Annotated in this window: 19 protein-coding genes; 7 read left to right on the forward strand and 12 right to left on the reverse strand. The window is 65.5% G+C overall.

The window, feature by feature from the left end:
* Window positions 1-128: 128 nt before the first annotated feature.
* Together ppdK and XH85_RS35110 are read right to left on the reverse strand one after the other, a co-directional pair.
* Window positions 129-3,068 (reverse strand): pyruvate, phosphate dikinase, encoded by a 2,940-nt coding sequence (gene ppdK, locus XH85_RS35105; protein ID WP_164939915.1) that lies wholly within the window; start codon window positions 3,066-3,068, stop codon window positions 129-131.
* 96 nt (window positions 3,069-3,164) lie between these two features.
* Window positions 3,165-3,320, reverse strand: coding sequence for a DUF3096 domain-containing protein (locus XH85_RS35110; protein WP_008562090.1), 156 nt, complete (start codon window positions 3,318-3,320; stop codon window positions 3,165-3,167).
* Between the two features lie 223 nt (window positions 3,321-3,543).
* Here XH85_RS35110 and XH85_RS35115 point away from each other — a divergent pair, with 223 nt between their 5' ends.
* The gene (locus XH85_RS35115) at window positions 3,544-3,897 is read left to right on the forward strand and encodes a DUF1236 domain-containing protein (RefSeq protein ID WP_128935546.1); all 354 of its coding nucleotides are present in this window, start codon (window positions 3,544-3,546) and stop codon (window positions 3,895-3,897) included.
* 242 nt (window positions 3,898-4,139) lie between these two features.
* On the opposite strand, the gene glyS is transcribed toward XH85_RS35115, so the two are convergent.
* The 6 genes from glyS to XH85_RS35145 form a co-directional block, all read right to left on the reverse strand.
* Entirely contained in the window at window positions 4,140-6,239 is a 2,100-nt protein-coding gene (glyS, locus tag XH85_RS35120; RefSeq protein WP_128935547.1) for a glycine--tRNA ligase subunit beta, read from the reverse strand.
* Window positions 6,239-7,174: a glycine--tRNA ligase subunit alpha gene (locus XH85_RS35125; RefSeq protein ID WP_128935548.1), complete on the reverse strand. Its 936-nt coding sequence runs from the start codon at window positions 7,172-7,174 to the stop codon at window positions 6,239-6,241. The genes glyS and XH85_RS35125 overlap by 1 nt, the downstream gene beginning before the upstream one ends.
* Before the next feature lie 226 nt (window positions 7,175-7,400).
* Window positions 7,401-7,592 carry a hypothetical protein gene (locus XH85_RS35130; protein ID WP_091892621.1) on the reverse strand — a complete coding sequence of 64 codons (192 nt, stop codon included), beginning with the start codon at window positions 7,590-7,592 and terminating at the stop codon, window positions 7,401-7,403.
* A gap of 105 nt (window positions 7,593-7,697) precedes the next feature.
* Window positions 7,698-8,606, reverse strand: coding sequence for a S49 family peptidase (locus tag XH85_RS35135; RefSeq protein ID WP_128935549.1), 909 nt, complete (start codon window positions 8,604-8,606; stop codon window positions 7,698-7,700).
* A gap of 214 nt (window positions 8,607-8,820) precedes the next feature.
* Complete coding sequence (locus XH85_RS35140) at window positions 8,821-9,588, reverse strand: tRNA1(Val) (adenine(37)-N6)-methyltransferase (RefSeq protein ID WP_128935550.1); 768 nt, start codon at window positions 9,586-9,588, stop codon at window positions 8,821-8,823.
* On the reverse strand, window positions 9,581-9,808 hold the full coding sequence (locus tag XH85_RS35145) for a putative signal transducing protein (RefSeq protein ID WP_080135683.1): 228 nt from the start codon (window positions 9,806-9,808) through the stop codon (window positions 9,581-9,583). The genes XH85_RS35140 and XH85_RS35145 overlap by 8 nt, the downstream gene beginning before the upstream one ends.
* A gap of 134 nt (window positions 9,809-9,942) precedes the next feature.
* Here XH85_RS35145 and XH85_RS35150 point away from each other — a divergent pair, with 134 nt between their 5' ends.
* The 5 genes from XH85_RS35150 (at window position 9,943) to XH85_RS35170 (ending at window position 14,556) form a co-directional block, all read left to right on the forward strand.
* Window positions 9,943-10,950, forward strand: a complete 1,008-nt coding sequence (locus XH85_RS35150; RefSeq protein ID WP_128935551.1) for a polyprenyl synthetase family protein — start codon at window positions 9,943-9,945, stop codon at window positions 10,948-10,950.
* 282 nt (window positions 10,951-11,232) lie between these two features.
* Window positions 11,233-11,748, forward strand: coding sequence for a winged helix-turn-helix transcriptional regulator (locus XH85_RS35155; RefSeq protein ID WP_128935552.1), 516 nt, complete (start codon window positions 11,233-11,235; stop codon window positions 11,746-11,748).
* A 1-nt stretch (window position 11,749) separates the two neighbouring features.
* Window positions 11,750-13,012 (forward strand): beta-ketoacyl-ACP synthase II, encoded by a 1,263-nt coding sequence (gene fabF, locus XH85_RS35160; RefSeq protein WP_128935553.1) that lies wholly within the window; start codon window positions 11,750-11,752, stop codon window positions 13,010-13,012.
* Between the two features lie 43 nt (window positions 13,013-13,055).
* The gene (locus tag XH85_RS35165) at window positions 13,056-13,688 is read left to right on the forward strand and encodes a LysE family translocator (RefSeq protein WP_128935554.1); all 633 of its coding nucleotides are present in this window, start codon (window positions 13,056-13,058) and stop codon (window positions 13,686-13,688) included.
* Window positions 13,681-14,556: an alpha/beta fold hydrolase gene (locus XH85_RS35170; protein ID WP_128935555.1), complete on the forward strand. Its 876-nt coding sequence runs from the start codon at window positions 13,681-13,683 to the stop codon at window positions 14,554-14,556. Before XH85_RS35165 ends, XH85_RS35170 begins: the two co-directional genes overlap by 8 nt.
* A gap of 125 nt (window positions 14,557-14,681) precedes the next feature.
* Here XH85_RS35170 and XH85_RS35175 read toward each other — a convergent pair whose 3' ends face one another.
* The 3 genes from XH85_RS35175 to XH85_RS35185 form a co-directional block, all read right to left on the reverse strand.
* The gene (locus tag XH85_RS35175) at window positions 14,682-15,566 is read right to left on the reverse strand and encodes a 4-(cytidine 5'-diphospho)-2-C-methyl-D-erythritol kinase (RefSeq protein WP_164939916.1); all 885 of its coding nucleotides are present in this window, start codon (window positions 15,564-15,566) and stop codon (window positions 14,682-14,684) included.
* Between the two features lie 23 nt (window positions 15,567-15,589).
* The gene (locus tag XH85_RS35180) at window positions 15,590-17,386 is read right to left on the reverse strand and encodes a tetratricopeptide repeat protein (protein ID WP_128935557.1); all 1,797 of its coding nucleotides are present in this window, start codon (window positions 17,384-17,386) and stop codon (window positions 15,590-15,592) included.
* Window positions 17,387-17,711: 325 nt separating this feature from the next.
* Window positions 17,712-19,373 (reverse strand): electron transfer flavoprotein-ubiquinone oxidoreductase, encoded by a 1,662-nt coding sequence (locus XH85_RS35185; protein ID WP_128935558.1) that lies wholly within the window; start codon window positions 19,371-19,373, stop codon window positions 17,712-17,714.
* A gap of 135 nt (window positions 19,374-19,508) precedes the next feature.
* Here XH85_RS35185 and XH85_RS35190 point away from each other — a divergent pair, with 135 nt between their 5' ends.
* Window positions 19,509-20,318, forward strand: a complete 810-nt coding sequence (locus tag XH85_RS35190; RefSeq protein WP_128935559.1) for a uracil-DNA glycosylase — start codon at window positions 19,509-19,511, stop codon at window positions 20,316-20,318.
* 114 nt (window positions 20,319-20,432) lie between these two features.
* Here the strand turns inward: XH85_RS35190 and XH85_RS35195 are convergent, their stop codons facing one another.
* Entirely contained in the window at window positions 20,433-21,941 is a 1,509-nt protein-coding gene (locus XH85_RS35195; protein WP_128935560.1) for a glycosyltransferase family 39 protein, read from the reverse strand.
* Between the last annotated feature and the right edge of the window lie 148 nt (window positions 21,942-22,089).

Here is a 22,089-nt window from a genome sequence, read left to right on the forward strand (position 1 = left end):
CTGTCATCGGGCCGCGCTTCGCGCGGACCCGTTGGGCTCGCAATGACGGTGTGGATACAGCACGGCGCAAAATGAAAGAGGCGGGGTTGGGCCCCGCCTCTTCGCATTCAACATTTGACCTCGTCGCTTTACGCCTGGCTCGCGATCTCCTTGCCGAGCGCGGCTTGCGCCGCAGCGAGGCGGGCGATCGGTACGCGGTAGGGCGAGCAGGAGACGTAGTCGAGGCCGATCGTGTGGCAGAAGGCGACGGAAGCGGGATCGCCGCCGTGCTCGCCGCAGATGCCGACCTTGAGCGAGGACCGCGTCTTGCGGCCGCGCGCGACGCCGATCTTGACGAGCTCACCGACGCCTTCCTGGTCGAGCGCGATGAAGGGATCGACCGAGAGGATGCCCTTCGCAACGTACGGACCGAGGAAGCTCGCCGCGTCGTCGCGGCTGATGCCGTATGTCGTCTGCGTCAGATCGTTGGTGCCGAACGAGAAGAACTCGGCGGACTGCGCGATCTCGGCCGCGAGCAGACAGGCGCGCGGCAGCTCGATCATGGTGCCGACCTGATAGGCGAGCTTCGTATTGGTCTCGCGCATCACCGCCTGCGCGGTGGCATCGACCCGCGCCTTGACGAGGTCGAGCTCGGCCTTGGTCGCGATCAGCGGCACCATTACCTCGAGACCGACGGCCTTGCCGGTGCGCTTCTGCGCCTCGACCGCCGCCTCGAAGATCGCACGCGCCTGCATCTCGGCGATTTCAGGATAGGCGATCGCGATGCGGCAGCCGCGGAAGCCGAGCATCGGGTTGAACTCCGAGAGCTCGCGGGCGCGGTCGGCGAGGCGCCTGGGGTCGGTGTTCATGGCGCGCGCCACTTCCTCGACCTCGGCATGGGTGTGCGGCAGGAATTCATGGAGGGGAGGATCCAAAAGCCGGATCGTGACGGGCAGGCCCTTCATGATCTCGAACAGCTCGACGAAGTCGGCGCGCTGCATCGGAAGCAGCTTTGCGAGCGCGGCACGGCGCGACTGCTCGTCTTCGGAGAGGATCATCTCGCGCACCGTGCGGATGCGCGTCTCCTCGAAGAACATGTGCTCGGTGCGGCACAGGCCAATGCCTTCCGCGCCGAACTTGATCGCGGTGTGCGCGTCCTCCGGCGTATCGGCATTGACCCGCACGCCGATCTTGCGGACCTGGTCGGCCCAATTCATCAGCGTGCCGAACTCGCCGGACAGCTCCGGCTCGATCATCGGCATGCGGCCGGCGAGCACCTGGCCGAGCGATCCGTCGATGGTAATGACGTCGCCGGTCTTAAAGGTGCGCGAGCCGATGCTCATGGTGCCGCGGCCGTAATCGACGCGGATGGTGCCGCAGCCGGAGACGCAGGGCTTGCCCATGCCGCGCGCGACCACCGCCGCGTGCGAGGTCATGCCGCCGCGCGTGGTCAAGATACCTTCGGCGGCATGCATGCCGTGAATGTCTTCCGGGCTGGTCTCGATACGGACCAGGATCACCTTGCGTCCGTCGGCCTGGAGCTTGGCCGCTTCATCCGAGGAGAACACGATCTCGCCGGACGCAGCGCCAGGCGAGGCCGGCAGGCCGGTCGCGATCACGTCGCGCTTGGCGTTGGGATCGATGGTCGGATGCAAGAGTTGATCGAGCGAGGCGGGATCAATCCGCGTCACCGCTTCCTTCTTCGAGATCAGGCCCTCATTGGCGAGCTCGACCGCGATGCGCAGCGCCGCTTTCGCGGTGCGCTTGCCGCCGCGGGTCTGGAGCATCCAGAGCTTGCCCTGCTCGACCGTGAACTCCATGTCCTGCATGTCGCGGTAGTGCTTCTCGAGCAGCGTGTAGATCCGCGTCAGCTCCTTGAAGGCCTCCGGCATCGCCGATTCCATCGACGCCTTGTCGGAGCCCGATTCCTTGCGTGCCTCCTCAGTGATGTCCTGCGGCGTGCGGATGCCCGCCACCACGTCCTCGCCTTGCGCGTTGATCAGGAACTCGCCGTAGAGCTTGCTCTCGCCGGTCGAGGGATTGCGCGTGAAGGCAACGCCCGTCGCCGAGGTCTCGCCCATGTTGCCGAACACCATGGCCTGCACGTTGACCGCGGTGCCCCAGGATTCCGGAATGTCGTGCAGCTTGCGGTAGGTCACCGCGCGCGTGTTCATCCAGGAGGAAAACACTGCGCCGATCGCGCCCCAGAGCTGGTCGTGCGGATCCTGCGGGAATTCCTTGCCGGTCTCGCGGGCGACCGCGTCCTTGTACTTGCCGACCAGCTCGACCCAGTCGTCGGCGGACAGATCGGTGTCGAGCGTATAGCCCTGGCTGTCTTTGAAGGTGTCGAGGATTTCCTCGAAATGATGATGCTCGAAGCCGAGCACCACGTCCGAATACATGGTGATGAAGCGGCGATAGCTGTCATAGGCGAAGCGACGGTCACCCGACAGCTCGGCCAGCGCTTCCACGGTCTGGTCGTTGAGGCCGAGATTGAGCACGGTGTCCATCATGCCCGGCATCGAGGCGCGCGCGCCGGAGCGCACGGAGACGAGCAGCGGGTTCTTGGTGTCGCCGAATACCTTGCCGGTCAACTTGCCGACATGCTCCAGCGCCTTCTCAACCTGCGACTGCAGTTCCTTCGGATAGGTTTTGCCGTGTGCGTAGAAATAGGTGCAGACCGAGGCCGGGATGGTGAAGCCCGGAGGCACCGGCAGGCCCAGATTTGCCATCTCGGCGAGGTTGGCGCCCTTGCCGCCGAGCAGGTCACGCATTTCCGAGCGGCCCTCGGCCTTGCCGTCACCGAACGTGAACACCCATTTGCCGGCCTTGGCCGCTGCTGGCGCCGCTTTCGCGGGCGCAGCCTTCTTCGGTGCGGGCTTCGCAGCGACCTTCGGCAGAGCCGCCTTGGTCACGGCCTTTGCCGCCGGCTTGGCGGCGGACTTGGCAGCGGGCTTGGCGACCGACTTCGGCGCTCTCTTGGCCAGCGCCTTGCGGGCCGGCGGCGCGGCCTTCGCGGCGGCGGAGGACTTTGATTTCGCTGGGATTTTCGCTGGCATTTTCTTCGGCTTCGAAGCGGCTTTGGCCATAGCTTGCACACAACCTGCGAGAGGAATGGGAAATCGCGGGCCTTACACCATTTTGGGCGGGCCCGCGCAAGACGGACAGTTCCGAAAAGTGAACGCCTAGAAGCGGAGCCACTTCAGGAGCCCAAGCCCGATCGCGCCATTCACGATGAGGAAGATCGCGACGATCAGATTGAGGAGTCGCGGCATGATCAGGATGAGCACGCCCGCAATCAACGACAGGATCGGCGAAATGTGGGCGACGGTGATGTGCATGAATTATCTTTCTGTGGAGGTGGACGAATCGCGGGCGGATCATAGCGGCCCCGGTTCCGCGAGTAGAGACGCGTAAGACCGATGCGAGTTCCCGGCTTCGCGAAAACTGCCCGAAATTGCCGCGGATACGGCAGGCCCTTTCCCGGAACATTGCGAAGTCGCATGCATTGGCAACCGAATGCGCCACTGGCGCTTGCCGAACATCACTTCGAAGGAGTTGCCCATGCGAAACAGGATTCTTGCGCTCGCGGCGCTGTGCGTTGCGATCGGCTCGCCCCTCGCGGCACAGGCGCAAAGCGATGTCACGGTGGGACGCGCGCCCGCCGTGGTCGACAGCAGCCCGACCATTGCGGCCGACCAGCGGGTAGCCTTCCGCGACTATGTCGTCGAACAACGTGTGCCGCCCTTCCGCATCCCGGATCGCGTGGTGGTCGGCGCCATCTTACCCGAGAGCGGCATCACCTATTATGACGTGCCGCAACGTTTCGGCGCCACCACCTATCGCTACACCGTCGTGAACGGCGAGACCGTGCTGGTCGAACCGCGCTCACGCCGCATCGTCGAGGTGCTGAACTGAGATCGACGACCTGAGATCGACTAGATGTCCGGCGCGCCACATCAGGCTGGCGCGAGCAGTATTAATCGGACATCAGGCCCCGCCCGGTCCTCCCCCCGCCGGGTGGGGCTTTTTTGCGCCACACCAATAGCCGTCATTCCGGGACACGCCGAAGGCGTGGACCCGGAATCCATCGGGCCGCAGCGCATGAGGATGAATGGATTCCGGGCTCGCGCTCCGCGCGCCACAGCCTCCTGCGCGACTCAATCCTGGATCTTCGAGAAATCCGCCACCGCCCGCGTGGCGCTGCGGATCTCGTTCAGCAGCTTCAACCGATTCTCGCGCACCTTCGCATCGTCGTCATTGACGCGGACCTTGTCGAAGAACGCGTCGACCGGCGGACGCAATTTCGCCATCGCGCTCATCGCGGCGGCAAAGTCTTCCTTGGCGACGGCAGCGCTCGCTTCCGCCTTGACCTCACCGATCGCCTTCGCCAGCGCTTTCTCCTCGTTGAGGCTGTAGAGCGCAGCATCGGGCGCGCCGTCGAACGTGCGCTTGTCCTTCTTCTCTTCGATCGAAAGGATGTTGCTGGCGCGCTTGGTGCCGGCGAGCAGGTTCTTGCCATCGTCGCTATCGAGGAACTTGCCGAGCGCCTCGACTCGGCGGACGATCATCAGGAGATCGTCCTGGCCGCCGAGCGCGAACACGGCATCGACGAGATCGTGCCGCGCCCCCTGCTCGCGGAGTTGGACTTTCAGGCGGTCGGCGAAGAAGGCGAGCAGGTCACTCGGAAGCTTTTGCGCATCGGCCGGCTTGACCGACAAGCCGGCGAGTGCGGACGCCGCCACCTCCATGAGCGACAAACGCAACGCGTTCTCGGCAATCAGCCTGATCACCCCGAGTGCTGCCCGCCGCAGTGCATACGGATCCTTGCTGCCCGTCGGCTTCTCGTCGATGACCCAGAAGCCGACGAGCGTATCGATCTTATCCGCGAGCGCCACAGCCACGCTGACCGAATCTGTCGGCACGCGATCGGCAGGACCTTGCGGCTTGTAATGCTCCTCGCAGGCAGCAGCGACGGATGCATCCTCACCCTGTGCCAACGCGTAATACTTGCCCATCAGGCCCTGCACTTCCGGGAATTCGCCGACCACTTCGGTCAGCAGATCCGCCTTGGCGAGATGTGCGGCACGCATCGCCTTGGCGACATCGGCGCCGACCAGCGGCGCGATCTCGGCGGCGAGGCGTTCGATACGCTTGATGCGCTCCGCCTGCGTGCCGAGCTTCTCGTGGAACACGATCTGCTCGAACTTCGGCAGCCGATCCTCGAGCTTCGTCTTCAGATCGGTCTCGTAGAAGAATTTTGCATCGCTGAGCCGCGCGCGGATCACGCGCTCGTTGCCGCCGATGATGGTCTTGCCGCCATCGGTGGCCTCGATGTTGGCGACCAGGATGAACTTGTTGGCGAGTTTGCCCGTCTTGGGGTCGCGCACTACGAAGCACTTCTGGTTGTTGCGGATGGTGGCGCGGACCACCTCGTCGGGAGTTTTCAAGAACTCCTGCTCGAACGAGCCCATCAGCACGACCGGCCATTCGACGAGGCCTGCGACCTCATCGAGCAGGTTCTGGTCCTCGACCAGCTCGAAGCCTTGCGCGAAGGCAAGCTGCTTGGCGTCGGTCAGGACCGCGTCCTTGCGCCTGTCAGGGTCGAGCACGACCTTCGCATTCAGGAGCTTGGCTTCGTAGTCCGCGAAACGGCGGACAGAAATAGCTGATGGCGCGAGGAAGCGATGGCCGTAGGTGGTCTGGCCGGCCTCGATGCCATCGACCGAGAATTTTACGACATCGGGCTCTTCGGTCTCGAGGCCGAAGGTCGCGGTGATCGCGTGCAGCGGACGCACCCAGTTGAGCGAGCCGGGCTTGGCCGAGCGCGCGCCCCACCGCATCGATTTCGGCCAGGGGAAGGTGCGGATGATGACGGGCAGGATTTCCGCGAGCACGTCGATGGCGTCGCGGCCGGTCTTCTCGATCAGCGCGATGTAGAAGTCGCCCTTCGGGTCGCGCTGGATCTTGGCTTCGTCCAGCGATTTCAGACCGGTCGCTTTCAAAAAGCCCTGCACGGCCGCATCGGGGCCGCCGACTTTCGGTCCGCGGCGCTCGGTCTTGAGATCAGGCTGGCGCGCAGGGATGCCGTGCACGGTGAGCGCAAGGCGGCGCGGCGTCGCGAAGGCTTTCGCGCCCTCATAGACGAGGCCTTCGGCGACGAGCTTGTCCGTGACCAGGCGGCGCAGATCGTCGGCCGCCTTGGCCTGCATGCGCGCGGGGATTTCTTCCGAGAACAGTTCAAGCAACAATTCGGGCATCAGGCCGCTCCACCGGCTTCGGTGTGCACCCAGGCTTCGCCGCAGGCTTTCGCCAGCTCGCGGACCCGGAAGATGTAGCTCTGTCGCTCCGTCACCGAAATCACGCCGCGCGCGTCGAGCAGGTTGAAGACATGGCTCGCCTTGATGCACTGGTCGTAAGCCGGCAGCGCCATCAGATGCGCCTCGCGCTTCTCGTCCTTCCAGCCGGCATCGAGGTATTTCTTGCAGGCCGTTTCGGCCATCTTGAATTGCTCGAACAGCATCGCGGTGTCAGCGTGCTCGAAATTGTGCCGCGAATATTCCTGCTCGGCCTGGAAGAACACCTCCCTGTAGGTGACCTTCTCGGCGCCCTCGCGACCGTTGAAGTTCAGATCCATGATGCGGTCGACGCCTTGCAGATAGCAGGCCAGCCGCTCGAGCCCGTAGGTGAGCTCGCCCGCGACCGGCGCGCATTCGACGCCAGCGACCTGCTGGAAATAGGTGAACTGGCTGACTTCCATGCCGTCGCACCAGCACTCCCACCCCAGGCCCCAGGCGCCCAGCGTCGGGCTTTCCCAGTCGTCCTCGACGAAGCGGATGTCGTGCACGGCGGAATCGATGCCGATGGCCGCGAGCGACTTCAGGTACAGCTCCTGAAGGTTCGGCGGCGACGGCTTGAGGATGACCTGGAACTGATAATAGTGCTGGAGCCGGTTCGGGTTCTCGCCGTAGCGGCCGTCCTTGGGCCGGCGGGAGGGTTGCACATAGGCGGCATTCCACGGCCTCGGACCGAGCGCGCGCAGGGTCGTCCCGGGGTGGAAGGTGCCGGCGCCAACTTCCATGTCGTAGGGCTGAAGGATCACGCAGCCGTAATCCGCCCAGTAGCGCTGCAAGGCCAGGAGCAGGCCCTGGAACGAGCGTTCCGGGCGCATATGGGCGGGCAATGAGGCGTCCATCGTCAGATCAGGCTCTCGCGGGGGGTTGAATCGCGCGGGACCGTATCGACGGCGGGGGTGGGAATCAAGGCGAAGGGGGCTTCTTACCTCGCCCGCCTGCGGGAGATGTCGGCGCGAAGCGCCGGGTGAGGGCTTTCTCCTCTTGGGGTTCTCGCTCGTGGAGGGACCCTCTCCCCAGCCCTCCCCCGCAAGCGGGAGAGGGGGCGCACCTTGCGCGCGGGAAGAGCTAGCCCGGCCGGTAAGCTCCGGTCACGGGGTCACGTTTCAGCGTCTGGATGTCCCCCATAGGGGCGGCCTCGGTGACGCGCGACAGGCGCATCTCCTCCAGCTCCTGGTTGATCCGGACAGCGGTCTTGTAGGCCCAGCGGACCACGGCAAGCCCGCCCAGGACGCCCGCGAAAGCGACGAACGGCGGCATCGGTCGATCCTTGTCTAATGCTCAGCCCCCACGCGCATTGTTGCGCAGATGGACCTGCGCCGCAATCGGAGCGTCGAGGGGCCAAATGGCGCGGGAGCGCGAGCCCTAGAACCCGAATTTCGCCCAAATCGCCCGCGTCTCGACCGCCGAGATCAGCTCGTCCGGCAGGCCGGCCATTGATTCCAGGGCCGAAAGCTGCCCCGCGCCGGGCGCTTTCCGGCCCAGAAGGCCGGAGAGGAGCCCAGTCGGCTGCGCGATCACCGGGGTGAGAACCTTCTCGCCATAGCGGGCACGAAGAGTTGAGCGGATATCACCGATGCCGTCGGCGAGCCCCAGCGCGATCGCGCTCTCGCCGGCCCAGTATTCTCCCGTGAACAGGGTGTCGTCCGCGCCCTTCAGCCGCGCGCCGCGGCTGTCCTTTACCAGCGAGATGAAGATCTGGTGGATCTCGCGCTGGATCGCCTTCAGCTTGGCGACGTCATCCGGGTTCTCGGGGAGGAACGGGTCGAGCATCGCCTTGTGGGCGCCGGCGGTGTAGAGGCGCCGCTCGACGCCGAGCCGCCTGATCGCCTCCTGGAAACCAAAACTGCCACCGACCACGCCGATCGAGCCGAGGATCGAAGAGGGATCGCAGATGATCTCATCGCCGGCACAGGCGATCATGTAGCCGCCCGAGGCCGCAACGTCCTCGACGAAGACCAGCACGGGCAGCTTCTTCTCCGCCGCGAGCTGCTTGATGCGCAGGTAGATCTGGCGCGACTGCACCGGCGAGCCGCCGGGCGAATTGATCACCAGCGCCACCGCCTTCGCGTTCCGATACGAAAACGCCCGCTCCAGCACCCGTGCGACGGTCGCGAGCGTCATGCCCGGACGCAGCGGCGTCACTGCGCCGATTACGCCGGATAGCCGCACCACCGGCACGATTGCCGCGCCGGGCCGGAAACGCGCCGGCAGATATTGCATGAGCTTGTCGGCCAGGCCGGAACTCTCACGATCGTTCAATTGTTCGGCCATGCCGTTACCTCTGCTTAACCATTTCTTATCACGCGACTGTCATTGGAAGTGCCTGGAACGTGTTTTGCAGATTTTCCGTTGGGAGGCTGCAATGAGGCAGCGGAGAACGCCATGAAAATCTATTTGCTGATGCTGCTGATCGGTGCGCTATTCATGGCGATCCGTCTGACGACGCCGCAGGAACAGCAGTCGGAATCGCTTCCGCAGTAGGCCGTCACGGCTCCGCCAACGGCAACACCGCCCTCCCCTCCAGAATCTCCTTCACCTCTTTTTTAGGGACGCCTGACTCGTCGTTGAGCATGAGGCCCGGCAGCAGTCGCGTCGGCGCCCGGCCGCCTTTGACCGCGCGCACCAGCACCCGGATCGCGGGACGTCCGGCTTCCCCATGAACCGGAAGAATCGACAGGCTGCCGAAGCCGCGTGACAGCGCTGCCAGGACGTCGGCAATCCCATCTGCACGCCAGATCAATGTCAGCACGCCATTCGATCGCAGGATGCGCCGCGCCGCATGCACCCATGCATTCAGCGTCTCCTCGCTCGCGACATGGGCGGTGTGACGCGCCTGGTCCGGCGACCCGCGATGCCGAGCCGGATCGTTGAAAGGCGGGTTCATCAGCACCACGTCGACGCTGTCGGGCACGAGCCCATGTGCCGCAAATGCCTGGGCATCGGCCGTGACGTCGAGCACGATCGCTTCGGCGGCAATTCCATTCGCCGCGGCGTTGGCCCGCGCAAGCTCCGCCAGCTCCGGATCGATCTCGACCAAGCTGAGGTTGATCCCCGCCACGCGCCGGGCGAGCGCGAGGCCCGCCGCGCCGATGCCGGCGCCGAGATCGACCACGCGATCGCCTGCCCTGGCCTCGGTCGCCGCCGCGAGCAGGATGGCGTCGTGCCCGGCGCGATGGCCGGACCGCTTCTGCTTCAGGCGCAACTGCCCGCCGAGAAAGGCGTCCTCGGTGATATCAGCCGGCGCCTCAATCATCGCCGCGCAGTTCGTGGCTGAGGCCAGCCTCGGTGAGGAGCTGACGGGCCTCGAGGGCGTCGTCTTCATGGACCAGGATACGGCGCGGCAAAATGCCGAGCGAGCCCTCGATGATGCTCATGTTCTGGTCCAGCACCAGATGATGGATGTTGGCACCGTCGAGCAGTGCGCCGATCGCCGACACCAGCACCATGTCGTTGGTCCGAACCAGTTCACGCAAAACGCAGGTCTCCTGCCTGAAAAAGGGGGAAAGCGGCAAATGTCAATGGTTCCGCGGCACTTGCCGCGTCCGCCGCCAGTTTCTATTGTCTTTCCATCAGAATAGCCCTTCCGGGGCAAATATTGGAGACCGGCGTGGCCGTCATCGTACCTTTCGAAACTCCCGGCGCGTCGATCGAAGAGCTGGTTACCCTTGTCGCCGGTGACATGGAGCGCGTCAACGCCACGATCCTGTCGCGGACCGGTTCGGATGTAACCATGATCCCGGAGGTCGCCAACCATCTGATTTCCTCCGGAGGAAAACGACTGCGGCCGATGCTGACGCTCGCCATGGCCAACCTCGCCGGCTACACCGGCGACGGCCACATCAAGCTCGCCGCCTCCGTGGAGTTCATGCACACCGCGACGCTGCTCCACGACGACGTCGTCGACGAGAGCGAGATGCGCCGCGGCAAGCTGTCGGCGCGCATGCTCTGGGGCAACGAGGCGAGCGTGCTGGTCGGCGACTTCCTGCTCGGCCAGGCTTTTCGCATGATGGTGGAGGTCGGCTCGCTGCGCGCGCTCGACATCCTCTCCGCGGCTGCCGCCACCATCGCCGAGGGCGAGGTGATGCAGCTCGCGGCTGCCAAGAACACCGCGACCACTGAGGACGAATATCTCGCCGTGATCCGCGGCAAGACCGCCGAGCTGTTCGCGGCCGCCTGCGAGGTCGGCCCTGTCATCGCCAACCGTCCGAAGGCGGAGCAGACCGCCTGCCGCTCGGTCGGCATGAATCTCGGCATCGCCTTCCAGCTCGTCGATGACGTGCTCGACTATGGTGGCAAGAGCGCCAAGCTCGGCAAGAACACCGGCGACGATTTCCGCGAGGGCAAGATCACCCTGCCCGTCGTGCTCGCCTTCCGCCGCGGCAACGACACCGAGCGCGCCTTCTGGATCCGGGCGCTGGAGCGCGGCGAGATCGGCGATTCCGATCTCGACCACGCCATCGGCCTGATGAACAAGCACCGCGCCCTCGAGGACACGCTGAGCCGCGCCCAGCACTACGGCGCCATGGCGGTCGACGCGCTGGCGCTGTTCCCGCCCTCGCCGATGAAGAGCGCGCTGGAGCAGGTCGTGGCGTTCTGCCTGGCGCGGTCGCATTAGGCGCCCCTCTACGGCACACACCGGCGACACCGGTGAGATCCGCCCACCGCTGCCTCCACATCGTCATTGCGAGCGCAGCGAAGCAATCCAGAATCCCTCTGCGGAAATAGTCTGGATTGCTTCGCTCCGCTCGCAATGACGGAGTGTGGCGCACGACCATGTTTCGCCAACTCGCATTTCAACTCACCCCACAGCCCCGCGGTCGCGCCGCTTCCTTACCAGCCTCCACCCGCGCTCACCCGGTAACTTGCATTTTGCAAGTTACTGCCCTACCTTCCCGCCATGCAGCCCAAATCCCCTTCCATCCTGGAATGCCCGGTCGGCCGCGCCGTGGAGACGGTCGGCGAATGGTGGAGCATTCTGATCCTGCGGGATGCGTTTCAGGGCGCGACGAAGTTCGACGAGTTTTCGCAAAACCTCGGCATCGCGCCGAACATCCTGTCGCGGCGGCTCGCCCATCTCACCGAGAGCGGCATGTTCGTTCGCCGCCGCTATCATGAGCGGCCGCCGCGCTACGAATATGTGCTGACGGATAAGGCGCGGGATTTCTTCCCCGTGATCGTGGCGCTGCTCGCCTGGGGCAACAAGCATCTCGCTCCCAAAGGCGAATCTATCCTGCTGGCGAACCGAAGCGACGTTCGCCCGCTCGATCCTGTCGTCGTCGACGCCGCCGACATGCGTCCGATCACGCTCACCAATGCAGTCGTCATCGCAGGCCCCCGCGCCAGCCGCGGGATGCGTGCGCGGCTCGCTTCGCTCAAAGCCATGAACCCGGCCGTCGCGCCGGCTGGAGACTGACATGCGTCGTATCGTTGTGACCGGAATGGGCGCAGTGTCGCCGCTTGGCTGCGGTGTCGAACTGTCCTGGCGCCGGCTGCTGGCCGGTCAAAGCGGGCTGCGCCCGCTGCCGGAATGGGCGCAGGCACTGCCGGCGCGCATTGCCGGGCTCGTGCCCGACAGGACCGATGACACCGAAGGCGGCTTCGATCCCGCACAGGCGGCCGCGCCAAAAGACCAGCGCAAGATGGACCGCTTCATCCTGTTCGCGCTGCTCGCCACCGCAGAAGCGGTGACGCAAGCCAAATGGATGCCGCAAGACGCAGCGGCGCAGGAACGGACTGCGACGATCATCGCCTCCGGCGTCGGCGGCTTCCCGGCGATGGCGGAAGCGGTGCGCATCACCGAGCAGCGCGGCGCGCGCCGGCTCTCGCCGTTCACGATCCCCTCGTTCCTCGCCAATCTCGCCGCCGGCCACGTCTCGATCAAATACGGCTACAAGGGCGCGCTGGGCACGCCTGTCACGGCCTGCGCCGCCGGCGTGCAGGCGATCGGCGATGCCGCGCGCATGATCCGCGCTGGCGAAGCCGACGTTGCGATCTGCGGCGGCGCGGAGGCCTGTATCGATATCGTCAGCCTCGGTGGCTTTGCAGCCGCACGTGCACTGTCGAGCGGCTACAACGACGAGCCCGCGCGCGCCTCGCGCCCGTTCGATCGGAAGCGCGACGGGTTTGTGATGGGCGAAGGCGCCGGCATCCTGGTGATCGAGGGGCTGGAGCATGCGCTGGCGCGCGGTGCAACGCCGATCGCGGAGATCGTCGGCTACGGCACGAGCGCGGATGCCTATCACATGACATCGGGTCCGCCCGATGGCGACGGCGCCCGCCGCGCCATGGAGATCGCGCTTCGGCAGGCGGATCTTGCGCCCACGGATTTGCAGCATCTGAACGCGCATGCGACGTCGACGCCGGCCGGCGACGAGAGCGAGCTTGGTGCGATCGGCGCGCTGTTCGGCCGTAACCGCGGCATTGCCGTGAGCGCGACCAAATCGGCCACCGGCCATCTGCTTGGCGCCGCCGGCGGTCTCGAGGCGATCTTCACGGTGCTCGCTTTGCGCGACCAGATCGCGCCGCCGACACTCAATCTCGAAAACCCGGATCCTGGCGCTGATGGCATTGACATCGTCTCCGGCGCAGCGCGGCCGATGCCGATGCAATGCGCCATCTCCAACGGCTTCGGCTTTGGCGGGGTCAATGCCAGCGTGATCTTCCGCCGGATGGGCTAAACGAGGGCCTTGCAATCGCGTCAGGCTTCGTTACCAAAACAGCATGATCACGACGAATTTCTGGCTGTTCCTGGCAGCAGCCTGTCTCATTGCCGCCATTCCAGGCCCCGGCATTTTCTATGTCGCGGCACGGACCTTGTCGGAGGGACGCATCAGCGGCTTTGCGTCAACCGCGGGCACGGCGCTGGGCGGACTGGTTCATGTGGTGGCGGGCAGCCTCGGCATCTCCGCGATCATCCTGGCCAGTGCCGAACTGTTCGCGGCCGTAAAATTCGTCGGCGCGCTCTATCTGGTCTGGCTCGGTATCAAGACGTTCCGCAGCGCCGGCCGGACGCTGTCGCTCGAGAGCGAGCCCGTCGGCGACAAGCGCGCCTTCCGCGACGGTGTGCTGGTGGAGGCGCTGAACCCGAAGACCGCGGCGTTTTTCCTCGCCTTCGTTCCACAATTCCTGGATCCCGCGGGATCGAACCCCACGCTTCATTTCATCGTGCTCGGCGCGATCTCGGTGATCTTGAACACGCTCGCCGATGTGGCGGTGGTGCTGATGGCATCAGCAACGCGCAAGCAGTTGATCGGAAGGCCACATCTGATGCGGCGACTTACGCAAGGCTCGGGCGTCTTCATCGCCGGCCTTGGCCTGTCGCTCGCACTGGCGCGGCGGCCGGCAAATGGCTAGCGCCCCGCAAAGCCGCTATTATGAATCGCACGGCCTGCGGCTGCATTATGCCGACTGGGGCAATGACGGCGCGCCCGTCGCCATCCTGGTCCATGGCGGCCGCGATCATTGCCGGAGCTGGGACGTCATCGCAGAATCGTTGCAGCCGCACTTTCACGTGCTCGCACCCGACCTGCGCGGACACGGCGATTCCGATTGGACCCGAGGCGGCAGCTACGCGCTGACGGAATATGTGTACGATCTTGCCCAGCTCGTCCGCAGCATCGCAGCGCCTCAGGTGACGCTCATCGGGCATTCGATGGGCGGCATGGTCAGCCTGATCTTTTCAGGATCATTCCCCGATCTGGTCTCGAAGCTCGTCGTCCTCGACGGCGTGACCATGTTGCCGGACACGCCGAAGCCGCCGGTGCATGAGCGCATCGGCAAATGGATCGCCCAGCTCGACAAACTGCATGACCGCACGCCGCGCCGCTATGCGAGCCTCGAGGCCGCAGCCGCGCAGATGATGCTGCACAACAAGCGCCTCGCCCGCGACCTCGCGCTGCATCTCGCCACGCATGGCGCGCGGCGGAACGAGGACGACACCTATAGCTGGAAATTCGATCCCTACCAGCGCGCCAGCGCGCCGCACCGGCTCTGGTCGGACGACCACGTCGCGCTGTGGTCACGCATCGCCTGCCCGACGCTGCTGCTCAACGCCGGCGAAAGTTTTCTGGTGGGCGCAAAGGCAGCAGGCCTGGAACGGTATTTTCGGAACGCGCGCATCGAGACCATCGCCGGGGCGGGACACTGGCTGCAGCATGACCGGCCGCAGGAGGTGCTGGGCGCGATCCGAAAGTTTCTTGGGCTGGCAGCGGTCAGCGGCTAGCTCAACTGCCGTAGGGTGGGCAAAGGCGCAACAGCGCCGTGCCCACCATGCATCCAGATTGCACGAATAAGTTCGTGGGCACGCTTCGCTTTGCCCACCCTACGGCACCGTCTTCGCAGAAATACCTAGCTCAACGTCCCCGCATGCACCCACCAGCCGGGGTGATCGCGCCGGATCTTTTCGGCGGCGGTATGGGCCTCGGCCGGCGCGCCATAGATCGCAAAGCACGTCGCGCCGGAGCCGGACATGCGGGCGAGCTTGACGCCGGCGGAATCGCGCAAAGCTTCCAGCACCTCGCCAATGACAGGTTCGATGCGCATCGCGGGCGCTTCGAGGTCGTTGGGGACGGTTTCGAGAACGTCGACCCAGTCAGCGATCGACGCCCCCTCCTCCGGCCAGGCCGGGGCGCGGATGACGTCGGTGACGCCGACCAGGAGCTCGCCGTTGCGCAGGCCCAGCGCCTTGAACACGTCCTTGGTCGCGACCGGCACGCGCGGATTGACCATGACGCAGGGCATGCTCGGCAACGCGAGCGACAGCAGCTGCTCGCCGACCCCGGTCATGTCACAGGCGCGCGATTGGAGACACACCGGCACGTCCGCGCCGGTCGCGAGCGCGACCTTCTGAACGCGGGAATCATCGAGCGACAAATCGTTGAGACGCGCCAAGAGCCGCAGCGCCGCCGCGGCATCCGCCGAGCCGCCGCCGATGCCGGCTGCAACCGGGAGCACCTTGTCGAGCACGAAGGCGCCCAGCTTGAGGCCGGGCACAGCGTCGGCCAGAAGCTTGGCGGCCTTGAGCACGAGATTGTCGGCGGTGTCGCCGCAAGCTGCCGCCAGCGGTCCGGTGGTGGTGAGCTTCAGTTCGCCACCCGGCTCCAGCGTCAGCCGGTCGGCGCAGTCGGCAAACGCAACCACGCTTTCGAGATCATGATAGCCATCGGCACGACGGCCGACGACGCGAAGGCTCAAATTGACCTTCGCCCGTCCCTCTTCAATCAACGCCGACATCAGCGACACGCCCCCAACAAACCTCAGCCGCCCTTGCCGTCGTCCTTCTTCTTCTCGGCCTGCGCCGCCGAAGAGTTCGAATTGTCGTCGGTCAGCCCGTTGGCGATCTTGGCCTCGATCTTCGGCAGTTCTTCCGGCTCGGGCTTGAGATCGCGCGCATGCGACCACTGGAACTTTGCTTCCAGCGTGCGGCCGACGCGCCAGTAGGCATCGCCGAGGTGATCGTTGATGGTGGGATCCTCGGGCTTGAGATCGATCGCGCGCTCGAGGTTCTTCACCGCCTCCTCGTAATTGCCGATGCGGTAATAGGCCCAGCCGAGGGAGTCCACGATATAGCCGTCGTCGGGACGCTGCTCGACGGCGCGCTTGATCATCTTCATGCCCTCGTCGAGATTCACGCCCTGGTCGATCCAGGAATAGCCGAGATAGTTGAGGACGTGCGGCTGATCGGGCTGCAGCTCGAGCGCCTTCTTCATGTCGGATTCGGCCTTGGCCCACTGCTTGGAGCGCTCCTCGCAGATGCCGCGATAGTAGTACCAGACGCTGTTGGCCTTGTCGTTGCCGGCCGGCAGCACATCGATGCCTTGCGAATAGGTCGCACCGCAATCGCCGAACTTCTTGCGGCCGCGCTCGATGTTGCCGAGCGCCATGATGGCTTCGAGATCCTTGGAATCCTCCGACGTGACGCCCTTGAGGATCTTGATCGCCTCGTCGGTGCGGTCCGCGGAATCGAGGTCAATTGCGAGCTGGATCTGCGCGTTGCGCTTGAGCGGCGAGGACGAGGGCACGCGCTCGTAGACCTTGATCGCCATCTGCGGCCGCTTCACCGATTCATAGAGATCGGCGAGCGAGAGCAGCGCCAGCGGATGGCTGGGCTGGAGGTAGAGCGAGAGCTGGAGATAGACCAGCGCCAGATCCTCGCCGCCACGGCGGGTCAGCGTGGCGCCGATGCCGTAGAGCGCTTCGGCGGCGCCGGCTTGCGCGGAATCGACCAGCGGCGGCATCTTCTTGCCGGCCTTGGTCTCGCGCAGGCCTTCCACGATCAGCGGATGGCGGGCGAGCTTCTTGTCGAAAGCCTGGTACACGGTGGTCGCGGCGGCGGAATCCTTGTTGCGCGACAGCCAGCGCGCATAGGCCTCGGTGACGCGCAGCATGGAATCGTCGAGCTTGTAGGCGCGCTCGAAGCGGGTGCCGGCATCCTTCTCCTTGCCGGAGAGCTCGAGGATCATGCCCGCGTGGAGGTCCTTGAACAGCGGATACCATTCCGGACCGGCCAGCTTGTCGATGGTGGCGACACCGCCCTTGGCGTCGCCCGCACCATAGGCGGCCCAGCCCGACAGCAGCGTGGCGACGAGATCGGTGATCGGACCGCGGATCGACTGGTTGATGTTGGTTTGCGCCGTCGCATACTTCTTCAGCTTGAGATCATGCACGCCGACGACGAGCCGCGCGACGCGGTTGGTCTTGTCGATGGTGAGGATGCGCTCGGCGAGCTTGACGGCCTCGTCGATGTCGCCGTCGGCGACCGAGGAGATGAAGGCGCGGTCGAGCAGTTCGTTGTTCTTCGGATCGGTGCGCAGGGCCGAGCGGTAGAACGCGGCGGCGGAGGCTGCGTCGCGCTCGACGCTGGCGTGGCGGGCGGCGAGATAGCTGCCGGCGCCGGTGAGCGACTTCAGATCGTTCCGGGTCGGAAACTGCGCCGCCGTGTTTTCCGGGTGATCCGGCGTCTGCGCCAGGACCGCGCCGGGGACCGCGACGAACGCGGTGCCCATGAGAGCGATGGCGGCAGCAGTCCAGCGGTTGAAACGATTCGAAAACATCAGGGCTCGCCTTGAGTTGGTAGTGCCTGGGTCTGCAGCAGAGGGCCGTATCGCATGCGAACGCGGCCGGTGGCATCGGGACCCGGAACCGTCAGGCCGACAATGCCGCTTTTGGCGCTTCGCCGCAAGGATTCGGACCGGGCGATCCCCGCCGCACGCCCCAAATCGGTCAGATGAATCGGCCAAGAGCGCCCCAAGACGCTGCTACTATGGCCTTATCGTGGCCGCGGGCGTCTCCCGCGGCCCGGTTCTCACGCGAACGTGCGTCACATTGCCGGGGTCGCGTAACCTTGGTTACATCGGCCCAGGCTGCATGTTCCCCGGCTTACATCGCCTCGTAATTCGGACCGCCACCGCCCTCCGGGGGAACCCAGGTGATGTTGCCGTTGGGGTCCTTCACGTCGCAGGTTTTGCAGTGAACGCAATTCTGGGCGTTGATCTGGAAGCGCGGGCCAGAACCCTCCTCAATCCACTCATAGACGCCGGCCGGGCAATAGCGGTTCGAGGGACCGGCGAACACGTCGTGCTCCGAGGTCTTCTGGAGGTCCATGTCCGTGACCTTCAGATGGATCGGCTGGTCTTCTTCGTGATTGGTGTTGGACAAAAACACCGAGGACAGCTTGTCGAAGGTGATTTTGCCGTCCGGCTTCGGGTAGTTCTTCGGCGCGTGGCTCTTGGCCGGATCGAGTGTGGCGCGGTCATGCTTGCGATGCGACTGGGTGCCGAACAGCGATGCGCCGAACAGCGTGTTGCACCACATGTCGAAGCCGCCGAGCGCGACGCCGAGCACGGTGCCGAACTTCGACCACAGCGGCTTGACGTTGCGGACCAGGAACAAATCCTTGCCGACCGACGACGTGCGCCAGGCATTCTCGTATTCGACGAGCTCGTCATTGGCGCGCTCGGCGGCGATCGCGGCCGCGACATGTTCGGCGGCGAGCATGCCGGTGCCCATCGCATTGTGCACGCCCTTGATGCGCGGCACGTTGACGAAGCCGGCCGCGCAGCCGATCAGCGCGCCGCCGGGGAAGCTCAGCTTCGGCACCGACTGATAGCCCCCCTCGGTGATGGCGCGCGCACCATAAGCGAGCCGCTTGGCGCCTTCGAAAGTGCCGCGGATCGAGGGATGGGTCTTGAAGCGCTGGAATTCGTCGAACGGTGACAGATAGGGATCGTCGTAATTCAGATGCACGACGAAGCCGACGGCGACAAGATTGTCGTCATAGTGATAGAGGAACGAGCCGCCGCCGGTCTTCATGTCGAGCGGCCAGCCGAAGGAATGCTGGATCAAGCCCTTCTGGTGCTTGGCGGCATCGATCTGCCAGACCTCCTTGAGGCCGATGCCGAACTTGGGTGGCTCGGCCTTGGCGTCGAGCGCGAATTTGTTGATGAGTTGCTTGGTCAGGCTGCCTCGGGCGCCTTCGGCGAACAGCGTGTACTTGCCGAGCAATTCCATGCCACGGGTGAAGGAATCTTTCGGCTTGCCGTCGCGGCCGATGCCCATGTCGCCGGTGGCGATGCCCTTGACCTTGCCCTCCTCGTCATAGAGCACTTCGGCCGCCGCAAAGCCCGGATAGATCTCGACGCCGAGTGCCTCGGCCTTGCGCGCCAGCCAGCGGCAGACATTGCCGAGCGAGCCGATGTAGCAGTGATGATTGTCCATCAGCGGCGGCATCATGAAGCCCGGCAGCTTGATCGCGCCAGCGCCCGTCATCCAGTAGAAGCGGTCGTCCTTCACCTGCGTCTTCAGCGGGCAGTCCGAATCCTCGCGCCAGTCCGGGATCAGCTTGTCGAGCCCCGCCGGGTCGATCACGGCGCCGGAAAGAATGTGCGCGCCGACCTCGGAGCCTTTCTCCACCACGACGACGTTGAGATCGGCGTTGAGCTGCTTCAGCCGGATCGCAGCCGACAGGCCGGAGGGGCCGGCGCCGACGATGACGACGTCGAATTCCATGGATTCGCGCGGGGGAAGTTCTTCGGTGCTCATCTGATCTCAGCCCTTGAGACGGTCCTTGGTCGATTGCGCCCTCTTGTTTCCGATTTTTCCGGGTAGGACAACCTCGGAATCGCGTTCTGCCGGGATGCAAGGCCGCCCAAGGTGATATAATAGTCAAACTTTCCCATGATCCCCGAGCCCGCACCCACCGTTCGTGAGCTTCTCGCCTTCTATCTGGAGGCCGGTGTCGACTGCACGCTCGCGGAGGAACCAATCGACCGCCTGGCGGAATTAGATGCCCCGCCGCCGGCCCCGCGCGTGGCACCGCCGGTCGAGCCATTGCGGCCGGTCGCTGCGCCGACGGTCCTGCGCGGCGAAGCCGCCCCAGCGCCCGACGTCGCGATCGCTTCCGCACGCGAGGCCGCGCGGACCGCGCCGACGTTGGAGGCGCTGCGCGAGCTGATGCAGAGTTTTGAGGGCTGCGCGCTGAAGCATACCGCGACGCGGCTGGTGTTCGCCGACGGCAATCCTAAGGCGCGCATCATGTTTGTCGGCGAGGCGCCCGGGCGCGACGAGGACATCGAGGGACTGCCCTTCGTCGGACGCAGCGGCAAGCTGCTCGACCTCATGATCGGCGCGATCGGGCTCAACCGCACCACCGCCTACATCGCCAACGTCATTCCCTGGCGGCCGCCCGGCAATCGCACGCCGACGCCGCAGGAGACCCAAATCTGCCTGCCCTTCATCCAGCGCCAGATCGAGCTGGTGAATCCGGATGTGCTGGTGACGCTCGGCAATCCCTCGACGCAGACGCTGCTGTCGACGCGCGAAGGCATCATGCGCACCCGCGGCCGCTGGTTCGACTACGACACCGGCCAGCGCACCATCCGCGCGTTGCCGACATTTCACCCGGCGTACCTGCTCCGCTCGCCGTCTTACAAGCGGCTGGCCTGGCAGGATCTGCGCGCGGTCGCAAAGGTGCTGGCGGGCACGTGAGGGGCGGGATGCTCCCTCCCCGTCATTGCGAGCGGAGCGAAGCAATCCAGGCTGCCACCGCGGAAAGACTCTGGATTGCTTCGCTCCGCTCGCAATGACGACGGAGAGACCGCGCTAAGTCCCCTTCGGCCGCACGATGGCCCAGCCGATGCGCAGCAGTTGCTGGCGGCCGTTCACCAGCCATTCGAAGGCGCGCGGGACTTCCGGCACGATGCCGGGGAAGCGCTTGAGGATCTCCGGCGGCGGGGTGCCGGCGGTATCCGAGGCGCGCCAGACCACGACGCCGCCGGTCTCGCTGAACCTGGCCTGATTCATCCACGGCGTGCGCGCCGGGTCGGCGTCGATGAAGAGATGCGGCCGCCCGGAATGCAGCGTGATCAGGCTCGCAAGCTGGGTCTCGCCGGCGACCGCGCGCAGGCGATGGTTGGTGCGGCGGGCGAAGCTCTCGTCGAAGAAATCGGAGATCGCGCGCGCCGGCATCGAGGTCGCGATCTCGCCGGTACCGGTCCAGGGCATGACCAGGACGGCGAGCACGACGCCGATGGCGGGCGCCACGACGGCGGCGGCCCATACCATGCGCAGCATCCGCGCGCGGCGCATCGCGATGAGATCCCCTGCGGCAACCACCACGACAAGCCCGGACATGACGAGCACGACACCGGCGCCGCCGGCGGCGGATTCCAGCCCAAGCAGACCGGAGATCAGCACCGCGCCGAGCGGCGGCGCCAGCGCGAAGAAATAGACGAAGTTGCGCGCGAGCGGCTCGACCGGCGGGCGATAGATGATCGGCGCTTCCTCGCCCTTGTCGGCGAACATCCCAGTGTTGAGGAAGGTCAGCGCCGGAATCGCCGCCGCCCCAACCACGAGCCCGCCGAGCAGCCAGGCTGCGTGCAGAGCGCGGGCGCTAAGCTCCGAAACCTGCGGCAAGGCCGGCATGGTCAACGTCTCGGCCCGCATCAGCCAGACCGCGTAGGGCAGCGCCAGCACGGCAACGACGATCAGCGCAAACAGCGGATCGAGCCCCCACAGCGTCCTGCGGCCGCGCGCGGTCGAGATCGCGAAGACGACGATCAGCAGGAGGAGGAAGATTGCGGCGGGCGTGGTGAGCAACAACAGGCCGGCTTCGATCGACCAAGCGAACCAGGCATTGCCGTGGCGCTGGCCGATGATCTGCCAGGAGTGCAGCAGCAGCAGCGCCCAAAGCGGTCGCGCCAGCACCAGCGGGCCGAAATCGAGCGCGGACGAGGAGAAGGCCAGCACGGTCATGGTCAGCAGCACGGCGAGCACGGCCTGCTGGGAGCCGACCACGGCGCGAGACAGATGAAAGAGCGCGATGAAAGTCGCGATCTCGCAGAGCTGGGCGAGCACATAGACGCCGAACATGTGACCGCCGGCGGCGCGATAGGCAATGTCGGCGAGCCAGATCGGCAAGGGAGGGCCGAGATCGGTGCCGACTTGGTACTCGCGGCCGAAAGCCAGCAGCGTCGCAAGGGTGCCGGGCGGGCTGCGGTAGAACACCAGCGCCACGAACAGCCACATCGCTGCCTGAAGCAACACGGCGATCCACACGATCAGCCGCGGCCGGGCGCGAATGAGCTCGATGACCAGGGAGGTAAACCGCATGCAAGGTCCGAAAGATGCAGCCAACCCGTCCAGCCGGCCCTATTCGCTCACATCTGTTTTGATAAAGGGCGCTGCGCGTCGTGGCAACTTCGGTCTGCTGTCTCTCCCCGACAGTGTCTCTTCTCCCCTCTCCCCGCACGCGGGGGAG

This window comes from Bradyrhizobium zhanjiangense (assembly GCF_004114935.1).
GTDB classification, from domain to species: Bacteria; Pseudomonadota; Alphaproteobacteria; order Rhizobiales; family Xanthobacteraceae; genus Bradyrhizobium; species Bradyrhizobium zhanjiangense.